This window comes from Massilia sp. UBA6681 (genome assembly GCF_002454935.1).
Taxonomy (GTDB): Bacteria; Pseudomonadota; Gammaproteobacteria; order Burkholderiales; family Burkholderiaceae_D; genus Telluria; species Telluria varians.
This window is the reverse complement of record NZ_DKJX01000095.1, coordinates 267-20,380: the sequence shown is the minus strand read 5'-3', so window position 1 is coordinate 20,380 and position 20,114 is coordinate 267. Positions and strand designations below refer to the sequence as shown.

The 20,114-nt window shown below is 65.4% G+C and carries 18 protein-coding genes; 3 read left to right on the top strand and 15 right to left on the bottom strand.

What is annotated here, in order from left to right; genetic code table 11:
• Positions 1-118 precede the first annotated feature (118 nt).
• The 9 genes from B2R83_RS16820 to B2R83_RS16780 all read right to left on the bottom strand — a co-directional run bounded on the left by B2R83_RS16820 (position 119) and on the right by B2R83_RS16780 (position 9,051).
• Positions 119-826, bottom strand: a complete 708-nt coding sequence (locus tag B2R83_RS16820) for a vitamin K epoxide reductase family protein (RefSeq protein ID WP_049698814.1) — start codon at positions 824-826, stop codon at positions 119-121.
• Positions 827-866: 40 nt separating this feature from the next.
• The gene (locus B2R83_RS16815; protein ID WP_292043690.1) at positions 867-1,538 is read right to left on the bottom strand and encodes a DsbA family protein; all 672 of its coding nucleotides are present in this window, start codon (positions 1,536-1,538) and stop codon (positions 867-869) included.
• 235 nt (positions 1,539-1,773) lie between these two features.
• Positions 1,774-2,358, bottom strand: a complete 585-nt coding sequence (sigC, locus tag B2R83_RS16810) for an RNA polymerase sigma factor SigC (RefSeq protein WP_049698816.1) — start codon at positions 2,356-2,358, stop codon at positions 1,774-1,776.
• A 24-nt stretch (positions 2,359-2,382) separates the two neighbouring features.
• On the bottom strand, positions 2,383-3,111 hold the full coding sequence (locus B2R83_RS16805; RefSeq protein ID WP_049698817.1) for an aspartate/glutamate racemase family protein: 729 nt from the start codon (positions 3,109-3,111) through the stop codon (positions 2,383-2,385).
• A gap of 164 nt (positions 3,112-3,275) precedes the next feature.
• The gene (locus B2R83_RS16800; RefSeq protein ID WP_049698818.1) at positions 3,276-4,934 is read right to left on the bottom strand and encodes an NCS1 family nucleobase:cation symporter-1; all 1,659 of its coding nucleotides are present in this window, start codon (positions 4,932-4,934) and stop codon (positions 3,276-3,278) included.
• A gap of 127 nt (positions 4,935-5,061) precedes the next feature.
• Complete coding sequence (locus B2R83_RS16795) at positions 5,062-5,790, bottom strand: DUF1275 family protein (RefSeq protein WP_049698819.1); 729 nt, start codon at positions 5,788-5,790, stop codon at positions 5,062-5,064.
• Positions 5,784-7,247, bottom strand: coding sequence for an amidase family protein (locus B2R83_RS16790; protein ID WP_049698820.1), 1,464 nt, complete (start codon positions 7,245-7,247; stop codon positions 5,784-5,786). The genes B2R83_RS16795 and B2R83_RS16790 overlap by 7 nt, the downstream gene beginning before the upstream one ends.
• Positions 7,244-8,383, bottom strand: a complete 1,140-nt coding sequence (locus B2R83_RS23995; protein ID WP_231894072.1) for an acetamidase/formamidase family protein — start codon at positions 8,381-8,383, stop codon at positions 7,244-7,246. The genes B2R83_RS16790 and B2R83_RS23995 overlap by 4 nt, the downstream gene beginning before the upstream one ends.
• Positions 8,380-9,051: a FadR/GntR family transcriptional regulator gene (locus B2R83_RS16780; protein WP_049698821.1), complete on the bottom strand. Its 672-nt coding sequence runs from the start codon at positions 9,049-9,051 to the stop codon at positions 8,380-8,382. The genes B2R83_RS23995 and B2R83_RS16780 overlap by 4 nt, the downstream gene beginning before the upstream one ends.
• Before the next feature lie 155 nt (positions 9,052-9,206).
• Between B2R83_RS16780 and B2R83_RS16775 the strand changes: the two genes are divergently transcribed.
• Positions 9,207-10,463 carry an amidohydrolase family protein gene (locus B2R83_RS16775; RefSeq protein ID WP_049698822.1) on the top strand — a complete coding sequence of 419 codons (1,257 nt, stop codon included), beginning with the start codon at positions 9,207-9,209 and terminating at the stop codon, positions 10,461-10,463.
• Positions 10,456-11,088: a DUF1097 domain-containing protein gene (locus B2R83_RS16770; RefSeq protein WP_049698823.1), complete on the top strand. Its 633-nt coding sequence runs from the start codon at positions 10,456-10,458 to the stop codon at positions 11,086-11,088. The genes B2R83_RS16775 and B2R83_RS16770 overlap by 8 nt, the downstream gene beginning before the upstream one ends.
• On the opposite strand, the gene B2R83_RS16765 is transcribed toward B2R83_RS16770, so the two are convergent.
• The 4 genes from B2R83_RS16765 to B2R83_RS16750 all read right to left on the bottom strand — a co-directional run bounded on the left by B2R83_RS16765 (position 11,059) and on the right by B2R83_RS16750 (position 16,210).
• Positions 11,059-11,757: a GntR family transcriptional regulator gene (locus B2R83_RS16765; protein WP_049699038.1), complete on the bottom strand. Its 699-nt coding sequence runs from the start codon at positions 11,755-11,757 to the stop codon at positions 11,059-11,061. The two genes, B2R83_RS16770 and B2R83_RS16765, sit on opposite strands and share 30 nt — an antisense overlap.
• Positions 11,758-11,761: 4 nt before the next feature.
• On the bottom strand, positions 11,762-13,810 hold the full coding sequence (locus tag B2R83_RS23990; protein ID WP_292043675.1) for an alpha/beta hydrolase family protein: 2,049 nt from the start codon (positions 13,808-13,810) through the stop codon (positions 11,762-11,764).
• Positions 13,807-15,609: an N-acetylglutaminylglutamine amidotransferase gene (locus B2R83_RS16755; RefSeq protein ID WP_049698824.1), complete on the bottom strand. Its 1,803-nt coding sequence runs from the start codon at positions 15,607-15,609 to the stop codon at positions 13,807-13,809. The genes B2R83_RS23990 and B2R83_RS16755 overlap by 4 nt, the downstream gene beginning before the upstream one ends.
• Positions 15,610-15,688: 79 nt before the next feature.
• Positions 15,689-16,210, bottom strand: a complete 522-nt coding sequence (locus tag B2R83_RS16750; RefSeq protein ID WP_049698825.1) for a hotdog fold domain-containing protein — start codon at positions 16,208-16,210, stop codon at positions 15,689-15,691.
• A gap of 36 nt (positions 16,211-16,246) precedes the next feature.
• Between B2R83_RS16750 and B2R83_RS16745 the strand changes: the two genes are divergently transcribed.
• Entirely contained in the window at positions 16,247-17,809 is a 1,563-nt protein-coding gene (locus B2R83_RS16745) for an anion permease (RefSeq protein ID WP_049698826.1), read from the top strand.
• 3 nt (positions 17,810-17,812) lie between these two features.
• Here B2R83_RS16745 and B2R83_RS16740 read toward each other — a convergent pair whose 3' ends face one another.
• Together B2R83_RS16740 and sdhA are read right to left on the bottom strand one after the other, a co-directional pair.
• Entirely contained in the window at positions 17,813-18,562 is a 750-nt protein-coding gene (locus B2R83_RS16740; protein ID WP_049698827.1) for a succinate dehydrogenase/fumarate reductase iron-sulfur subunit, read from the bottom strand.
• Positions 18,563-18,572: 10 nt separating this feature from the next.
• Positions 18,573-20,114: succinate dehydrogenase (quinone) flavoprotein subunit (gene sdhA / locus B2R83_RS16735; RefSeq protein WP_292043666.1), on the bottom strand; the 1,542-nt coding region annotated here is incomplete at its 5' end.

Sequence of the window (20,114 nt, the reverse complement as noted above, 5' to 3'; positions counted from 1 at the left end):
CCGACCGTTTGCGACCACCCGTCTACGACGATCCGCCGGCCGCGCACGTACTCCTACAAGTATGTCGTCTGCGGGTGCCGGACAGTTCCCGAGGATTTTCCCGAAGGCGTCTACCGCGTCAGATCAGGGTCTGCCAGTAGTCCCAGAATTCGACGAGGATGGCGACGATCACGATGGCGTACCAGACGGGCAGCGCGACCCACAGCCAACCGCGAATCTCGCGGCCGCGTGGGCTGTCGCCGATGACACGGTTGATGCTCAGCACGAGAATGATCGGCACGACGACCCACACGACCAGGCAGTACGGGCACAACGCGTGGATCTTGTACAGCGCGGAGTATGCGAGGAAGTTGACGAACACGAAGCCCGCGAGGCTTCCGAGTGTCATGCCGAGCCAGTACCAGCGGGGGAGGGCGATCCCGGCTACGGCGAGCACGCCTGTGACGATGACCACCGCGAACGCCGCGATGCCGATCAGCGGGTTGGGGAACCCGAACAGACCCGCCTGCCAACTCTCCATGACCGAGCCACACGAGATGACCGGGTTGAGCGAGCAACTCGGCACGTAGTCGGGGTTCTGCAGAAGGTGAATCTTCTCGATGGCGAGCGTCGACGCCGCGACGAATCCGAGGACCCCGAGGATGAGTAGCACCCACCCGGTGGGTCGGCTCACGTGCACGAGGCCGGTCAGACCTCGTGAACCCGACTGTTCGCCGGTGTCGGACCGGGCGACCTCCGAGTCGGCGTCGGCGCGCGTTGCGTCGATTGACTCCTTGTCGGTGTCGACGGGGACGTGCGCGTTGTCGTCGGCGTGTGTCGTGCTCATGGTTGGTGCCTCGCGTATCGGGTGCGATGGTGTCGGTCGGCTACTGCTTGTTCGCTGCCTCGTTGACCGCTGCAATGAGGGCATCCGGGGTGCTGAGCTGGACCGGCTGTCCGTTGATCTTGATGGTCGGCGTCGAGTTGACTCCCGAGTTGAGCGCCTTCTGGGTGGTGTCCTTCACGAAGCCGCTGAACTGCTCGTCGCCGATGCACTGCTTGAGGTTTGTCGCTCCGACCTGCTTGGCGATCGAGTTGAGCTCATCGTTGGTCAGGCCGGGACCACCCTCTTCGGGCTGCTGGGCGTAGAGCGCGTTGTGGAACTTGATCCAGGTGTCGAAGTTGCCGTCACCTGCGGTCGATTGCGCGACGCACGCCGAGGCATTGGCTGCGCGTGACGAGTAATTGGTGGTCGACATCCGGTCGAGGATGGCGATCGGCATGTAGTCGACGGCAACCTTCGGATTGCTGCGGATCTGCTCCATGGCACCGGCGAACTGGGTCTCGAAGGAGCGGCAGGCGGGGCACTGGAAGTCCTCGACAACCGTCACCGTGACGGGCGGGGTGGTGCCCTTGGGTGCTGTGGTGACGCGGTAGGCGTTGTCGGTGGCGACGGTGACATTGCTCGACGATCCGGTGGCCGACTCGTTCGAGACGAGCACCCAGACGCCGATTCCGACGGCCAGGGCGACCAGCACTACGGCTGCACCGATCTTCATCAGCAGGGAACGGCGCTTCTCTGCCGCTCGCGGGTCAACGATCGGCTTGCGACGCTTGTCGGCCACAGGTCCCTCACATCTCTTTCGCTCGTCATCTGGGGTGAGGACCGACCACATCGTCGCGACACGAATGCGCCGATACGGCTGGATAACGGTCCGTCGCCGTTCTCAAGGGTACGCAAACCTGCCTGAGAAAAGGCATAAGGCTTAGGTCCTGACCGGCGTCGCCTGCAGGTCAGCTGGTGCGTTCACCCCGATGAGGAGTGTTGGCCGCGCCGATCAGCGCTTCGCGTGCGCGGGCGACGCGCGAACGCACCGTACCGACCGGGCAGCCGGTGACCTCGGCAGCCTCCTGGTACGACAGCCCGAGGACCTGCGTCAACACGAGAGCTTCACGTCGTTCCGGAGGTAGATCGTCGAGCAGGAGATTGACGTCGACGACGTCTTCCCACCCCGTCGAGCGCGGCTGCCGGGTATCCGCGGCGTCGATCCAGTCCACGCCGCCCGCGATGCGCGGACGCGACATTGCGCGGCGTACGTCGTCGGCGCAGACGCGTCGCGCGATGGCGAGGAGCCAGGTGCGGGCCGTCGAATTGCCCGCGAAGCGTGGAAGCGAGCGGATCGCCCTGAGGTAGGTCTCCTGCGTCAGGTCGTCGGCGACGCGGGGGTCGGCGAGATGTGCGACGAATCGCCAGACGTCACGCTGTGTCTCCCGCACGAACTGCTCGAGCGCCCGACGGTCGCCACGAGCTGCCGCGAAGGCCAGTTCGGTGACTTCAGCGTCGTGGTCGGACGCCGATCGATCGGCGGGGACGGTCATGGGGATCAACCCTAACCTGCGGGGTCATCGCGGATCGAGCTCGGGCGGCAGACCGCGGTACTCCTTGACCGGTGGTGCGGCGAACTCGCCGGACGCGGTACCCGTGTGCAGGCCCATCGCGGCCATCGCCGAGAGCATCCCGACACCGGCGGCGACGCCGTCGATGACGGGGACTCCGAGGTCGGCGGAGAGTTCGGCCGCGAGGTCGGCCATGCCCGCGCATCCGAGCACGATGGCGTCGGAACCGTCCGTCGCGAGCGCTTCACGGCATGCCTTCGCGAGGATCTCGGCGGTGTCGGGGTTGGTCTCGAGGTCGAGCACGGCGATCTCACACGCATGGATGCCGCGACACTGCGTGCTGAATCCGTAGTGCGCCACGAGATCTGCGGCTCGTCCGATCGTCCGGTGCAATGTGGTGACCACCGAGAACCCTCGGCCGAGCGGCGCGGCGAGATGCATTGCGGCCTCGGCGATCCCGAGGACCGGTGCCACAGCCAGTTCACGAGCGGCGTCGAGGCCGGGGTCGCCGAAGCACGCAACCAGATATCCGTCGGCGTCGGGGTTGGCGCTGATGGCCCGAAGTAGTCCCGGGACAGCGAGTGCCTCGTCGACGTGGCTCTCGATCGACGAGGGGCCGGCTTCGGAGGTGATCGCGACGATTTCGGCGTCCGGCCGTGCCACCGACCGTGCTGCGGCGGCGATCACCGCGGTCATCTCCGCGGTCGTGTTGGGGTTGATGACGCACAACTTCATCGGTGTGGTTGTCTCCCTTGCCTTCTCATGTGGCGTCGTTCTGAGGTGTTGACCAGAGCCTCGTGGCGACATCGCGATCCGCGCAGTTGCGTCGGATGCGGGGTGGGGCCCCGGGGGGGGGGGCGGGTGGGGGGAGAGGGGGTTTCAGCAACCGGAGGCGGGTGTCAGGATGCAGGTTCGGCCTCGGCGCTCGACGTCGAATCCGCTGTGTCCTTTGCTTCGGCGGCAGGGCTTGCCGTCGGCGAACCGGGAAGCATGGTGCCGTCGGCGGCGACCTCCATGTCGGTCGTGATGGTCGCTGCCGGGACGTGCATGCCGTGGAGGAAGTACGGCGAGGCCAACTTCATTCCGGCGTAGTAGAAGATGAAACCTGCTGCGGCGCCCATGAACCAGGTGAAGCTGGCCTCGTACGAGGTGCCCCAGATGACGAAGCAGATCGGGATGATCGATGCGAGCACCACCGAGATGACCGCAACCGGGTTCCAACCACCGCGGTAGTGGTAGGCGCCCTCGGGGCTCATGGTGAACAGGTCGTCGACGATGATCTTCTGCTTCTTCACGAGGTAGAAGTCAGCGATGAGAATGCCGAACAGTGGTCCGATCACGGCCCCGAGGGTGTCCATCGTGTAGTGAATTGCGCTCGGGTTGTTGAACAGATTCCACGGCGTGATGATGACCGAGCCGATCGCCGCGATCATGCCGCCCATGCGCCAGGAGATCTTGGTGGGCGCGACATTCGAGAAGTCGAATGCTGGGGAGACGAAGTTGGCGACGATGTTGATGCCGATGGTGGCGATCGCGAAGGTCAGTACGCCGAGAACGGCGGCCGTGGTGTTGTCGATTTGGTCGACGATGTGCACGGGGTCGGTGACGATCTTGCCGTCGGCGTCGCGACCGATCACGGTGGCGCCCGCCGAGACGGTGCACACGACGAGGATCGAGAAGAAGAGGAAGTTGACCGGGAGACCCCAGAAGTTGCCCTTCTTGACCTCGCCGAAGGTCTTGCCGTAGCGAGAGAAGTCGCCGAAGTTGAGCATCGGGCCCGAGAAGTAGGAGACCACGAGGGCGAATGCGCTGATCATCATCGTGATGGTCGGCCACGTTCCGCTGATACCGGAGCCCTCCGACAGATCGAAGTGCACATTGCTCCAGCCCGCCTTGGCGATCAGGTACACCGCGAGCGCGATCATCACGACGTAGACGGCAGGTCCGCAGAAGTCGATGAACTTGCGGATGGTGTCCATGCCGTTCCAGAAGACGAGCGCCTGCAGCACCCACATCACGACGAAGCCGGCCCAGCCGAGTAGTGACAGGCCGAGGAACGCGTGCGAACCGTTCTCGCCGTAGGGCTCGAGTGCCGGCCAGAATTTCAGCGCCAGCAAACCGAATGCCGTCGATGCCAGATATGTCTGAATTCCGTACCAGACAACGGCAATGGAGCCGCGGATGATTGCCGGGATATTGGCGCCCTTGACGCCGAAGCAGATTCGCGTGGTGACCGGGTACGGCACGCCGGCCTGCTGGGACGGCTTGGCCACCAGGTTGCAGAGTATGTTGACGGCGACGATGCCCACCAACAGTGAAACGAGCACCTGCCACGACGAGATGCCCAGTGCGAAAAGGCTTCCGGCGAATACGTACCCGCCGACGCTGTGCACGTCCGACATCCAGAACGCGAAGATGTTGTACCAGGTCCAGCTCTGCTCTTTCAGCGGAGCCAGATCCTCATTCGTCAATTGCTGGTCGTAGCCGACCTTGATGATGCTTTCGCCCGCCGCACTATGGTGCTCGGTGGCGATCTGCGCGTCGGATGAAGCGCTCATGATTCTCCTCGGGGCATTGGTGACATCGGAGTGGTCTCCGAAGTGCCTGAGTCGAAACTAAGAACCCTTTGTTACCCGACAATTAACACACAAATATATTCCGCGTCACACCGAATATATTCGCACGTCAGTCCGCATTGGCGGCGGAGTGCGTCGCGGAGCGGTGCCTTCGGCCGGTGGGCGAATCGTGGACGGCACCGACGACGGCGACCACGGCGATCACCACACCCGCGACGAGTAGTGCTGTGCCCATGTGGACGCGCATCAACACCACGCCGAGTGCCGCGCCCGCGATCAGCGAGATGACCGCGGCGGTGCGTCGACCTGTTCCACCGCCTTTGCCGGACCCGAAGAAGGAGTCGGCGGCGAGGCCGGTGATGGTCGAGGTCACGACGACGGTCGTCACGTCCTTGACGGCGACGGCGCGCGCCGCGGCGGCTTGAATGCCCATCGCGGTGGCCGCGATTGTCGTCACCGTGATCATCACCGCATGTTCGGGCTGGTCGCCGGAGATGAACAGCGTGATGGCCAAGGCGACCATCGTCGCGGAGACCGTTGCGAACAGGACCGTGGTGCCAAGCGTCCATCGACGCTCGGCGTGTCGCAGTGTGCGCCCACCGATAGCTGCACCAATCATGAAGCCCGCAAGGGCCATTGCGGGTCCGAGGATGGGCAGGCCGGAACCACCCGCGAGCGCCATGCCGAGGATCACCACGTTGCCGGTCATGTTGCCGGTGAAGACCTTGTCGAGGCCGAGATAGCCGACGGCGTCGTTGATGCCGGTGGTGAACGTGAGCGCCAGCATCAATGACAGGTGCATGCGTTCGGTGGGGATCGCGTGAATGCGGGTCAGCAACGCGAGAATCCTCCTTGATCGGGGGTGGCGGCGGGACTGGCGGACGCGAGTTCGATCGCCCGAGCGATGAGCGCGGTGTCGCTGCCGCGCGGACCGACGAGGCTGCGTCCGATGGGGCCATCCGACGTCTCGCGATCCGGGAACGTCACCGCGGGTCGACCGGTTGCCGCCGCGATCGCGGTCAGTTGCAGTGTGGCCGTTCGGGTCTTCTCGACCTCTGCGTCGGATGCCCAACGGCGGGGTGCGGCCGTTGCCGCTGCGGGAATGTCGAGGACATCATCGCCGAGTTGCTCGTCGAACTGCGCTGCGAGGGCCGCTAGTTCGTCAAGGGCCCGGGCGTCGTCGTCGGCATCGATGGCCGCAGCCACGGCGAAACGTGCGGCCGCTGATCCCTCGAGTGCACCTGGATGCGCGGTGATCCAGTCGCCGTGGACAGACCATGCCTGGAATGCCTGGTGTACGCGGAATGCCTCGGCAAGGCGGGCGAGTTCACCGTCGTCGATGTCGAGATCGTCGAGTGTCGGCATGCCGGAACCGATGTCGGTCGTCGACCGGGCGTCGAGCAGTGTCGTGGTCGCCAGTGCGAGAAGGTCGGGGTCGCGACTCAGCAGGCCGATGGTGTCGAAATCCGGTGCCAGCGCCAACAACCCGCGCGTGGAGATGGACCCGTGCGTGGAACGCAGGCCCCACAGCCCCTGATACGACGCGGGAGTGCGGATCGACCCGGCGGTGTCGGTCGCGAGCCCGAGGTCGGCGTCGCCGTGGGCTACCGCGCTTGCCGGGCCACTCGACGAGCCCCCGGGAAGCGCTGCCGGGACCGCGGCGTTGGGAGGTGTTCCGTAATGCTGGTTGTCGCCCGCCATCGAGTAGGCGAACTGGTCGGTGCGGGCGATGCCGCGAATGTGTGCACCCGAGTTCAGCAGCCGCGCAACGGCCGCGGAGTGCTCGGTTGCGGCCGGGACCGACCGTTCGTATGCGGGTACCCCGCCGCCGGTGGGGAAACCGGCAACTGCGAAAACATCTTTCACAGCGACCGTCGTTCCGGTCAGCGGTCCCGGTGCTGCCGCCTCGATGAGTGGATCGCCGACGACTCGCCACACCGTCGAATCGAATCCGCGACGCGGCGTGCTCGTGTGGACCGTGACGAGGCGCCAGGTCGCGTCGTGACGTCGCCACACCTGCGACTGCACGGCCCTGCCTCCTTCGGGAACGTCGTAGACGACGAGTGCGCTACCGAGATCGATTCCGCAACTCCAGGTATGGACGTCGATCAGGCTGCCGATGGCGTGTGTGAGCGCGCCCGAACGCAGGGTGTCGGCGACACCGTGGAGTACCCCGGGGCCTGCGACGCAGGTGATGTCGGTGCACAGAAACCGGTGCATGGCGCTGTGGTCGTCTGCTGCTGCCGCTGCCCAGAATCGACGTACGACGGCGTCGAGGTCGTCGGGTGCGGTCACTGCGCGAAATCCGATCGTCGAATCCGCGCGTGCACGCCCTTCACCAGGTCGACGACCTGAGAGATGTTGAAATCCGTTGCGGCGCTGAGATAGGCGAGGGCCTGCGCGGGTTCCATGCCGTACCGCACGCCCAGCAGCGAGATCGCGGAGCGCACGCAATTCTGCACGGCGACGTCGAGGTCGGGGTCGAGGCCCGTCGGAATCAGGAAGTCTCGGGTTTCGGCGATCGGTGCCACGAGTTCGCCGAAGCGCGCGGTCACGTCGGAGGCAGGGATCACGTCGAATCGGATGGTCGCCCGTAGTGACGCCTCGAGCGCGGTCAGCGCGACCTCGCCGTCGCCCTGCGCGAAGTGCGGATCACCGACATACGCCAGCGCGCCGGGAACCTGCACCGGCAGATAGAGGGTCGCACCCTCGGTCAGGAGCGTGAGGTCGAGGTTGCCGCCGTGCGGACCGGGCTGAATCGAGTTGAGTCGCACGTCGCCCGCGGCTGCCACACCCATGATGCCCAGGAACGGCGCAAGCGGAAAGCGCGCGGCCAGTTGTGGATTCGACGTCGACAGGGGTAGAACTCCGCGGGCATCGTCGCCCTCGCCCTCGACCGACACGAATGCGCTGTACGTCGCACCGCCGAGCGGGTACTCGCCAGGCAGTGAACCGCGACCGTGGCGATTCGACACGACGCCGTAGGGGACTCGACGCCTGGTCTCCACGACGGTCATCGCCAGAAGATCGCCCGGCTGCGCTCCACGCACCTCGATTGGCCCGGTCACGACATGCGGTCCGTCGACGCCCTGGACATGCGTGCGGTCGGAGGCGCACAGGGCGACTGCCTCGTCGAGCACCATGTCGGGGTCGACGCCGTGCGTACCGAAGAAGGCGCGGGGATCACGACCCTGGTCGGAAAGGATGCCTTCGTGGCTGAGGGTGTCGATGGTGACGCTGGTGCCCGGGTCGATCGACATGATGGCGGTGTCGGCCGCGCAGGGCAGATCGCCCCAGAACACGTCGTCGGGTCGGCAGTCGAGGTAGTCATCGCCGATGATCGGGCCTGAACCCGCTGGGAGGATGACGTTCTCACTCGCGGCGTGCACGGTCCCGGTTTTCTGCATAGTCCCGGCTTTCTGAATCGTCACTGATTGCTCCGTTCGACGAGTCGGACGACCTCTTCGAGGTGTGCGGTCATGGCTGCGACCGCCTGGTGGTGGTCGTTGGCGCGTACGGCCTCGAGGATGTCGCGGTGGCCGTTGTAGGAGTTGCGTCGACCTTCGCGGGTGGCGTGCGAGCGCGCGCGGACCGTCTGGACCCACCCCGCACTGAGTTGGCAGAGCGACACCAGCAGCGGGTTGCGTGCTGCTCGAGCGAGTTGCATGTGGAAGGCGACATCCTGGGCGAGTGATTCGGTGGGGTTGAGGCCCGTGTGGGTCGACGCCAGGATGGATTCGAGCGCAACGAGATCCGACGCTGTTGCCCGGTCGGCGGCGAGTCCCGCGACCTGGGGTTCGATCAGCATGCGCAGTTCGGCGACGTGATCTTCCTCCGCGTCGTCGCTCATCGTCTCCAACAGCGCAGTGGCGTTGGCCGAGCGTCGCGCGACGACTGTTCCGCGACCGGGTGTCCTGGTGACGAGCCTGCGCTGCTCGAGGTCGCTGAGTGCCTCGCGGATCGTGGTGCGGGAGACCTCGAGGTTCTCGGCGAGTACGCGCTCGGGCGGCAACTTGTCGCCGGGAGAGAGGTCGTCGACCACCATTTTCTCCAGGTAGGCGGCAGTGCTGGCACTGAGTGTGTGTCCGCGACGCAGCATGCGCTCTCCTTCTTTCAGTCGAACTTGGTCTCTTGGTATGACCAACTTTAACCGATGCGTTACGACTCGTGCAGTGCGAGGAAACAACTCCGATCGAAGGTGGAGACAGATCTTGACGCCGATCGACGCGGCGTCGAACACCGAAGGAGCGACCAATGGACCTGGTTCTGCGCGACGTACGGTTGTCTGACGATGCCCCACTCGTCGACATCGAGATCGACGACGGGCACATCCGCGAGATCTGTTCGCAGAGCACGGCTGAGGCGGACGAGACAATCGAATGTGCGGGCCGCGTGGTGATTCCGGGCTTGATCGAGTCGCACATGCACCTCGACAAGGCGCTCCTCGACAAGGAGGAACCCAACCGCGACGGCACGCTCGCGGGCGCGATTGCAGTAACCGGCGCGCTCAAGAGTCGATTCACCCCGGACGCCGTCGCCGCCCGTGCGCGGCAGGTGATCGATCAGGCGATCATCAACGGCACCAGTCTGATTCGAGCGCATCCCGATGTCGACCCGATCATCGGGTTGCTCGGCGTCGAGGTACTGCTCGAACTGCGCGACGAGTATCGCGGGCGCATCGATCTGCAGATCGTCGCCTTCCCGCAAGAGGGAATTCTCAAGGCGCCGGGCACCATCGACCTGATGCGCGAGGCACTGCGGCGCGGTGCCGACGTGGTGGGTGGGTGTACGTACAACGAAGCCGACGTCGTCGACTGTCACCGCCACATCGATATGGTCTTCGACCTCGCCGAGGAGTTCGGGGTGAGAGTCGACATGCACGCCGACTTCGCCGACGACGCTTCCGATCCGCGTTTCGGTCTGGCCGCACGGATAGCCGAGGTCACCGCAGCACGCGGTATGGCGGGGCGAGTCGCGGTGGGGCACATGACATCGTTGGCTGGCCTACCCGCCGGTGAACGTCGCGCCGTGCTCGCCGACCTCGCGGCGGCGGGAGTCGCGGTGGTTCCCCTGCCCGCGACCGACATTCACCTCGGCGGGCGCACCGACACCCACAACATTCGACGAGGTGTGGTTCCGGTGCGCGATCTGTGGGACGCGGGTGTGCAATGCGCCTTCTCGTCGAACAACGTGCGTAACGCCTTCACGCCCTACGGAAATGCTGACCTACTCGACATCGGCCTGTTTCTCGCGCAGGTCTCGCATCTGTCCGGTCCCGACGACCTCGCCAGGGTGCTGACCATGGCCACCTACTCCGCCGCCGACATCGTCGGTATCGCGGATAGGTACGGAATCGCGCCGGGCCGAAGGGCGGATCTCGTTGTGCTGTCGACCCACAGCGTCGCCGACGCGCTGCTCGATCGGCCGGACCGCTGCTTCGTCATCAAAGACGGGCGCATCGTCGCCCGTACCACCCGTACCACCGAACTGCTGGAGGTTGTCCATGCGTGACCGCATTCCCCACGAGATCGTTGCATCCATCCTCGCGGGCCTGACCGCGTTCATCGGCGGGACCGCGCTCAACCTACCGCCGTGGGCGATCTTCATCGGTTGGGCCGGAACGTTTTTGCTCGGCGGTCCGTCCTGGGCGAACGCCAGGCGCTTGTGGCTGACCATGCCGGTTGGGTCGACGTTCGCACTCGTCATCGTGCTCATCGATACGCACATCGGCACGATCGCCGGGGAGGGGCGGTTTGCGCAGAACCTCGTGCTTGCGGTGATCATCTTCGTGGTCAACTCGGCGTTGATGTTCTCCGGGAGGATCGGGGCGCTCGCGTTGATCCCGGGCATGTTCCTCGGCTTCGCCTCGTACTTTGCGACCTTCTTCGGTGGATTCGGGTTCGACGCGGGAAATCCCTGGGCCGCATGGGTATCGGTCGTCGCGATGAACTTCTTGGGACCGGTGTTCGCGTATCTGTCGGTACGCCTTGCCTTTCCGCGCGAGGTCTCTTCCGGCCACGTCGCGTCGGCAACCTCCGACATCTCCGTCGCGGCATCCGGTCATGAGGCGGACACCGAAGCCGAGCCGACGTCCCGGAATGTTCCGTCAGGCGAGGTCCGGTCGCACGCCGAGTGATTCGCTTGTCTCGATGATCGCTTCCTCGAGCCTGGCGTGATGAACGCTCGCGGCGGCAAGGACGGCCGACGTGTCGCGGGCGGTGAAGGCGGCGAGCAGGTCGGCGTGGTCGGAGTTCAGCTTCGCCTGGGTCGGGGCGTCGACGGAGCGCATCACCTGGAACGGTTCGGTGAGGTTCCACGTCGCGTCGAACATGTTGAGCAGGCGCGGCATCTCGCAGGGGGCGGTCAGCGTGGTGTGGAACCGCCGTGACACGTCGTGAAATGCCTTGCCGTCGTTGAACTTCGTCGCAGTCAGCAGTTCCTGGTGAAACTCGGTGGCCGCTGCGATCTGCGCGTCGGTGATGTTCGAGACGGACCGGGCGAGAGCGGCCTGTTCGAGAACTCCGCGAACGAAGTAGATCTCCTTGAGTTCGGCAAGGGACAGTTGGCTGACGTGGTATCCAGAATTACGCTGGTGATCGACAAGCCCCTCGCCGACAAGGGTTTTCAGTGCTTCACGGACGGGGATCGCGCTGACTCCGAACGCGTCGGCGATGTCGGCGGGCATGATCTGAGTGCCGGGAGGCGCCCCTCCGGAAAGAATGAGTCGACGCATCTCCTCGAGCACGTTTGCGCGGTCGTTACCCGACCGGGTCTCAGCAAGCTGGACGAGTAGGCGGTTGGTCATCTTGCTACTCATGGTGCACGTGCCCCTGCTTGCGGTCACGAACTTCGTGATGTGCCGCCGCCGCAGACGGGTGACGCGTGATCCATTGCGCCACAGCCTCGGTGAGCCGCTGCTGATTATGGCGCTTGACGATCTCGTGGCCCTCGTCGTCGAACATCAGGAGCTCGGCGATCCCGCCACGGGCACGCAATTCGTCGACCATCTGCTGGGATTCGCTGACCGGCACGTTGGTGTCGTGTGCGCCGTGGACCACCAGCAGCGGCGCGGTGATGTCGTCGATGCGGTGGATCGGTGAGAGATCGCGGAGTAGTTCGCGATCGGATTCGGGGTGCCCGTACTTGGTGTACGCCGCGACGGCGATCCACGGTTCGGTGTTCCGGAAGAACGACTCGAGATCGCTCATGCCGCAGATTGCGATGCCCGCGGCGAACACCTCGGGATGAAAGGTCAACGCCGCCAACGTGAGGTAACCGCCATACGAGCGGCCGGAGACGTAGAGGCGGTCGGGGTCGGCAACGCCGGACGAACACATGTGTGCCGCGCAATCGGCTGCGTCGTCGATGCCCGCATAACGGCCGTACCGGTCGTCGGCGTGAGAGAAAAGGCGACCGTAACCCGACGACCCGCGCACGTTGGGTGCGAACACCGATATTCCGGCGTCGACCAGTGGCCCGAACAAGAACTGGTAGTCGGGGCGGGTTTCGGCCTCGGGACCTCCGTGAAAGTACAGCAGGCATGGAGGTGGGCCCGCATCGGTACTCTTCGCGCGATACAGCCATCCGGACAACGGCATTCCGTCACGCGCGGAGAACTCGCGGTATTCCGGACGCAACGCCGACGACGGGCCGGTGCCTGTGATCACGTCGTCGCGGATCGGCGTCACCGACGATGTCGGCGTGTGCACGAGGTGTACGAGCGGCGAGTGCTGTGGGCACGAAATCGTCAGCGCGACAATGGTTCCGGCAGCACTGATCGACAGATCCGACGCGACGTCGCCGGGTAGCGGGATCGGATCGTGCAAGGTCTGATCCGGCAGCGTGAGAATCTGCAGCTCGCTTCGGCCACCCACGTTCCAGAGCATCGCGACTGTCGACTGGTCGTTGCTGACCGCGAACTCGTCGAGTCCTGCGCCCGCGCGCTGGGCGAGGACGCGGAAACGTTTGCCGGTCTTGGAGACCTCGACGCCGAGCAGGCGGGGGAACTTGGCGTCGAAATCGCTCGTGACCAAAGCCTGCACGCTGTCGAGATCGCGACTGGAATCCTGTGGGGGACCGACGAAGACGAGTGAAGGGTGGTCGAATCCCTGGTCGAGGATATAACCCTGGTCGGTCACCGAGCCGGGATCGTTGGGCAGGATGGTCGACATCGACATCTCGTCCGAATCGGCCGCGTCCTCAGCCTCGTTACGGCGGAGCAGCAGCATGTCGCGGAATCCGCGAGGGCCGACACGCAGGAGCGCCGCGCCCTTCCACGAGTCGATCAGCGCGCCGCCGACGCGGACGTCGAGTATCTCGGTCGCGCCCGTACCGGGATGTGCGCGAACCGAATACGCCGTGCCGTCGGGGGTCGTCGCGGTGATCAACACCCAATCGGTGTCCCAACCCACGAGTGAGACCGTGCCGAACGAACGTCGTGAACCGAGCGTCGCCCTGTTCGACCAATCGGATTCGGTCTCCTGACGGTTGCTGCCGATGCGATGCGACCTGTTGTCGGCGGGATCGGTGGTGACAACCCAGACCTGGTGGTGCTCACCGCCACTCGGCGCCAACTCGACGGCGAGCCATTCGCCGTCCATCGAGTGCACGAGCTTGCGGACGGGACCGGTTGCGGGGACGCTCACCCAGCGCAGCTCGCCGACACCCTCGGGCGACAACACACGTTGTGCCGCACGCGGATAGCCCGCGCCGTCGTCGACGATATAGGCGAACGCCCTGCCGTCCGGCGAGACCGACGGCCCGTAGGTGTGCCACCCACGATCGTCGAAGTTGACGAGAGTCGTCGCGTCGGCCTGCTCGTCGACGATTCCGGTGTCGGTGATGTCGTCCGCGCTCACCGTGGCGTGATGTCTTCCATGGCCTGCAGCCACATTTCGAGTACGGCGAGCTGCCACAGCTCGTTGGAATCGAGCGTGGTGCGCGTGCCGTTGGGATCGGCAAACAACCGGTCGAGGGTCTCCGGTCGATACAGCGCGCGGTCCTTCGCCGACTGCGCGCGCAGGGTATCGGTGACCAGATCGAGCACTCCGCCCTCGAGGTGGCGAATGCCGGGGACGGGGAAGTATCCCTTGGTGCGGTCGATCACCGCTGCGGGCAACAACTTTCGAGATGCCTCCTTGAGGACACCCTTGCCGCTCGGATTCAGCTTGAGGTCGGGCGGGCATGTCGCGGCGAGCTCGACGAATTGGTGATCGAGGAACGGCACGCGCGCCTCGAGGCCCCACGCCATCGTCATGGTGTCGACTCGTTTCACCGGGTCGTCGACCAGCATCACCGTCGTGTCGAGACGCAACGCGGCGTCGACGGCCGAATCCGCACCGGGAGCGGACTGGTGTGCGAGGGCGAATTCCCAACTGGGGTCGTAGTTGCTGTCGCCGAGCAGGTACTGATCGTTGAGCAGCGCCAGGACGTCGGCATGCGAGCGGTCGAAGAAGACCTCGCGGTAGGCCTTGGTGGTCTCTTCGCGTGCGATCCCCTGCAGCGGGGGATACCACGAGTAACCGCCGAGGATCTCGTCGGCGCCCTGCCCCGACTGCACGACCTTGATCGACTTGCTGACCTCCTGCGAGAGGAGATAGAACGCGACGCAGTCGTGGCTGATCATGGGCTCGCTCATGGCCGCGATGGTGTCGGGGACGGCGGGCAGGAGGCGATCGGTGCCGATGTGGATCTTGTGGTGGTCGGTGCCGAACGTCTCGGCGACGAGGTCGGAGTAGGCGTACTCGTCGCCCGATTCGCCTCCCGCGGAATCGAATCCGATGCTGAACGTCGCGAGATCCTTCTGCCCCTGCTCGGCGAGAAGTGCCACGACCAACGACGAATCGATTCCGCCGGAGAGCAGCACGCCGACCGGAACGTCGGCGACCATGCGACGTCGAACCGAGGTGCGCAGCGAATCCATCAGTTCGTCCTGCCAGCGCACCGCGTCCCAGTCGGCACGGCTGGGATCGGGCGCGAAAACCGGTTCCCAATAACGACGTTCGGTGCTGCGTCCGTCGGGTTGAATGACGCGCACTGTGGCGGGCGGCAATTTGCGCACGCCATTGTAGATGGTGTGGGGTGCGGGAACCACCGCGTGGAAGCTGAAATAGTGATGCAGCGCAACGCGATCGAGCGACGTGTCGACATCACCGGCGCGCAGCAGTGCCTGCAGCGACGACGCGAAGCGTAGACGTCCAGGAGTCTCCGACAGATAGAGCGGTTTGATCCCCAGCCGGTCGCGCGCGAGGGTCACCACACCGGAATCGGTGTCGACGACGGCGAAGGCGAACATCCCGATGAGGTGATCGACGCAGTCGGTGCCCCAGGCGTGGAACGCCTTGATGATCACCTCACTGTCGGCGTGGGAGAAGAAGCGGTAGCCCTTGCCCTCGAGTTCTGCGCGCAGTTCCTTGTAGTTGTAGATGCAGCCGTTGAACACCATTGCGAGGCCGAGTTCGGAGTCGACCATCGGCTGCGCGCCGCGCTCCGACAGGTCGATGATCTTGAGTCGTCGATGCCCGAGAGCCACCGACCCTTTCACGAACAGTCCTGAACCGTCGGGACCGCGACGGGTCATCGAGCAGGTCATGGTGTCGACGGCAGAGGCGTCGGGCGCCGAGCCGTCGAACCGGATTTCACCGCAGATGCCACACATATAGTCAGTCCTCTCGGTTGCTTGACTTGTTCAGCCTAGGAGTTTCGTCATGGCCCGGCAGGGCAAGTGGAGCGCCAGGTCACGCGGTCGGCGTCACCCAGGTGGTGATCTCGCAGTGAACGACCTCGACGCCGTGCGTGTCGGTGATCGAGATGGACACCACCACATCGCGTCCGGAGTCGATGACAGCGAAGTCGACGGGTTCGGCGAGTGTGGCGACGGCTGACAGGCGGGTGGTCGCCTTCGTCAGGTAGTCGGCGGTCATCCCCTTCGGAATCCATCGATGCGTCGTCGGTGTCGTCGCCTCCATCAGCATGCCCATCGCGACCTCGGCGAGGTTACATGCCGCGATGGCATGGAAGGTGTGGATGTGGTTGTAGACGCCGAACCACTTGGGTGCTGTGACCCTGCAGTATCCGGGCCGCATCTCGTCGACGTAGGGGAGGATCGTGCCGAAGTACGGCACCCGCACCGACATCCCGAGGGAGAAGAGTGCCTTTCCGAGCCCGTTGTCGGGCAGTTTTCGGCGCAGCGCGTAGGTGGGCGAAAGAGAAGGGCGCGTCGCGGGCGTTGGCGTAGATGACGATTTGGCGTCGGACATTGCCCGGATGCTACTCGGGCGAGGAACCTTGATGAGGTGACGCCTCCTTCCGAGAAGGACCCACCGCCCTCAGACCACCCGGATTCGACCGACAAGCCCAGTTCGACCGACCAGTCCGATTCCCCAGACCAGCCCAGTACCAGCGACCAGCCCGATTCGACCGACCACGCCGAACACCCGCACCACTTCCATCTCAGCCCGACCTGGTGGCGCGGTGGCATTCCACTGATCGTCGGCGTGATCATCTACTTCATCCCGGCTCCGGCCGGCGTCGACGCCAACGGCATGCACATGCTCGGGATCTTCGTCGCGACGATCCTGGGACTGATCCTGCAGCCGCTGCCGACGGGTTCGGTGGCGATCATCGGGCTCGCGCTGGCGATGGTCACCAAGACGATGACGCCCAAAGAGGCGCTCGCGGGCTTCTCGAACACGACCATCTGGCTCATCGTCGCGTCGTTCTTCATCGCCGAGGCGTTCATCGTCACGGGTCTCGGGCGTCGGGTTGCGCTGATCTTCGTGCGCGCAATAGGCAAGTCGAGTCTCGGGTTGGCGTACGGGATGGGGATCGCCGATCTCATCCTTGCTCCCGCGACGCCGTCGAACACCGCACGCGCGGGCGGAGTGATCTACCCGATCGTGCGATCGCTCGCCGAACTCGTCGACTCGACGCCGAAGACCGACGCCTCGCGGCGCAAGCTCGGCGCCTACCTGATGCTGACGGCGCTGCAGGTCAACGTGGTCACCTCCGCCATGTTCCTCACCGCGATGGCGGGCAATCCGCTGGCCCAGGAGGCCGCGGAGAAGATGAAGATCGAGATCACCTGGGGCAACTGGGCACTCGCCGCGATCGTTCCCGGTCTCGTCAGCCTCATCGCGACGCCGTGGGTGATGTCGAAGATCTACGCGCCGACGCTCAAGAAGACACCGGAGGCCCCCGCCCTCGCGCGCGACGAACTGAAGAAGAGTGGCTCGATGTCGCGCAACGAGTGGATTCTCGCCGCCACGTTCGTGCTGCTGCTCATCCTGTGGTGTCTTGGCAAACAACTGAACGTCGACGCCACGACCACCGCCTTCGCGGGCATCGCGATTCTTCTCGTCACCGGCGTGCTGACGTGGAAGGACATCGTCACCGACACCGGAGCGTGGCAGACGCTGATCTTCTTCGGTGTGCTTGTCGCGATGGCCGACGAACTCCGCAAGCTCAAGGTGATCGACTGGGTCGGCGACAAGGTGGCCTCCAGCGTCGACGGCCTGCCGTGGCTGGTGGCGTTCGCCGTCCTCACGCTCGTCTACTTCTACGTGCACTATCTGTTCGCGTCGAACACCGCGCAGATCGTCGCGATGTATGCCGTGTTCCTCGGTGCGGCGGTCGCCACCGGAGCGCCGCCGCTGTTCAGTGCGCTGGTCTTCGGTTTCATCGGCAGCCTGTTCGGCGGATTGGCCCACTACTCGTCCGGTCCGGCCGGTGTCATGTACGGGTCGGGCTACATCAAGACCAGTGAGTGGTTCCGCGTCGGCTTCCTGATGTCGGTGGTCAACATCATCATCTGGACCGCGATCGGCGCGCCGTGGATGAAGCTCATCGGGATCTGGTGACGCTCAATTCGCCTTGCGGCGCAATCCGAATCGCAACGCCTCGCGGTTGACCCCGGCGACGGCGTCGAGCGGAATCCCGGCCGGGCAGACGTCTGCGCACTCCCCGTAGGTGGAGCACGGGCCGAAGTCCTGTTCCATCTGCCCGGTGATCGCGTGCGCCCGCCTGCCACGCTCCTGTTTGCTCTGGGTCAGCGCGGCCAGATGGAGTAGTTTGGCGCCCGCGAACAGGTGCGCGGCACCGTTGGGGCAGGCGGCAACACACGCGCCGCAGCCGATGCAGGCCGCGTAGTCGAGGGCCTTCTCGCTGGTGTTGTGGTCGACGAGTTCGGCGTCGGCGTCGGGGGCCTGACCCGCCGCAACCGCGACGTGCCCGCCGGCTTCGATCACCCTGTCGAGTGCGGACCGGTCGACGACGAGGTCGCGGATGACCGGAAAACTGCTCGCGCGCAAGGGTTCCAGGCGCAGGTGCGTCGCGCCGTCGAAGTGTCGGAGGTGTTGCCGACACGACGGCGTGTTGGGTGTCGGACCATGCGGGCGCCCGTTCACCATCATCCCGCAGGCGCCGCACACGCCTTCGCGACAGTCGGAGTCGAAGGCGATGGGTTGCTCGCCCGCGTCGACGAGATGATCGTTGAGGCGGTCGAGGACGTCGAGCAGTGACATCTCGGCTGTCGCGTCGTCGACCACGTAAGTCTCGAAACGCCCGTCGTCGTCGGCGTCGGCCTGCCGCCAGGCTTCGATGGTGATTCTCATGCCGGCATCCTCACTGATCAAGTCTCACTTGTAGTTTCGTGTCTGCAACGGCACCGCNNGCCTCGCCCTGCGCGGTCTGGTGTTCGACGCGGAAGTGCGCGCCGCACGACTCGTCGCGATCGAGCGCGTCGAGGCACATCAGTTCTGCGAGTTCCATGAAATCGGCGACGCGGCCCGCCCGTTCGAGTTCCTGATTGAACTGCGCGCCGCTGCCGACAACCCGTACGTCGGACCAGAATTCGTCGCGCAGCTCGCGGATCTCGGCGATGGCCGTCGTCAACGAGTCGGCGCTGCGCATGACGCCGCAGCCGCGATAGAGGATCTCGCCGAGCCTGCGGTGGAAGCGGTCGGGGCCGGTGGTTCCGTCGACCGCGATCAGCCGGGATATCCGATCACGCACCGATGTGACCGCGTGCTGCACAGCCTCGTGATCGAGTGGCAGCGGTTCGTCTCCGAGCAGGGGCGCAAGGTAATTCGGCACCGAGTAGGGCAGGGTGAACCAGCCGTCGACGCATGCCGACAGCAGCGAGTTGGCGCCGAGGCGGTTGGCGCCGTGATAGCCCCACCCCACCTCTCCGCCGACGAAAAGACCTGGGATCGACGACATCTGGTCGAAGTCCGACCAGAGGCCGCCCATGGTGAAGTGAGCCGCAGGCGCGATACGCATCGGGACTTCGTAGGGGTCTTCGCCGGTGGCGTCGCGGTACATCGAGAAGAGATTGCCGTAGCGCTCGGAGATGGTCGATTTGCCAAGGCGCGCAAGGGCGTCGGCGAAGTCGAGGTAGACGCTGTTGTGCAGGGGCCCGACTCCGTGCCCGCCGTTGATCTCGGTCACGGCCGCCCGCGATGCGACGTCGCGCGGGGTGAGGTTGCCGTAGGCGGGGTAGCGGCGTTCGAGGTAGTAGTCGCGCTCTGCGTCGGGGATGTCGCCGGGCGGGCGGTCGTCGTGCTCCTTCTTCGGAACCCAGATGCGGCCGTCGTTGCGTAGCGACTCGCTCATCAACGTCGTCTTGGACTGCCACTCCGCGCTCACCGGCAGCGCGGTGGGGTGGAACTGGATGAACGACGGCGATGCCAGCAGCGCACCACGACGATGGGCACGCCACGACGCCGTCGCGTTGCAGTTGCGCGCGAGCGTCGACTGGAAGTAGACGGTGCCGTACCCGCCGGTCGCGAGCACGACGGCGTGCGCGGTCTGCGCGGTGATCTCGCCGGTCACCAGGTCGCGGACGACGATGCCCTGTGCGCGGCCGTCCGCCACGATCAGATCGAGCATCTCCTGGCGGGTGTGGAGGGTGACGGTGCCCGCCGCGACCTGTCGGAGCAACGCCTGCGACGCCGCGACCTGCAACTGCTGGCCGGTCTGGCCGCGCGTGTAGTAGGTGCGCGACACCTGCACCCCGCCGAAGCTGCGGGTGGCCAACGATCCGCCGTACTCGCGGGCAAAGGGCGCGCCGATGGCGTTGAGGTGATCGATGACCCGCACCGACTCCTCCGCGAGGCGGAAGGCGTCGGCCTCGCGGCCACGGAAATCGCCACCCTTGACGGTGTC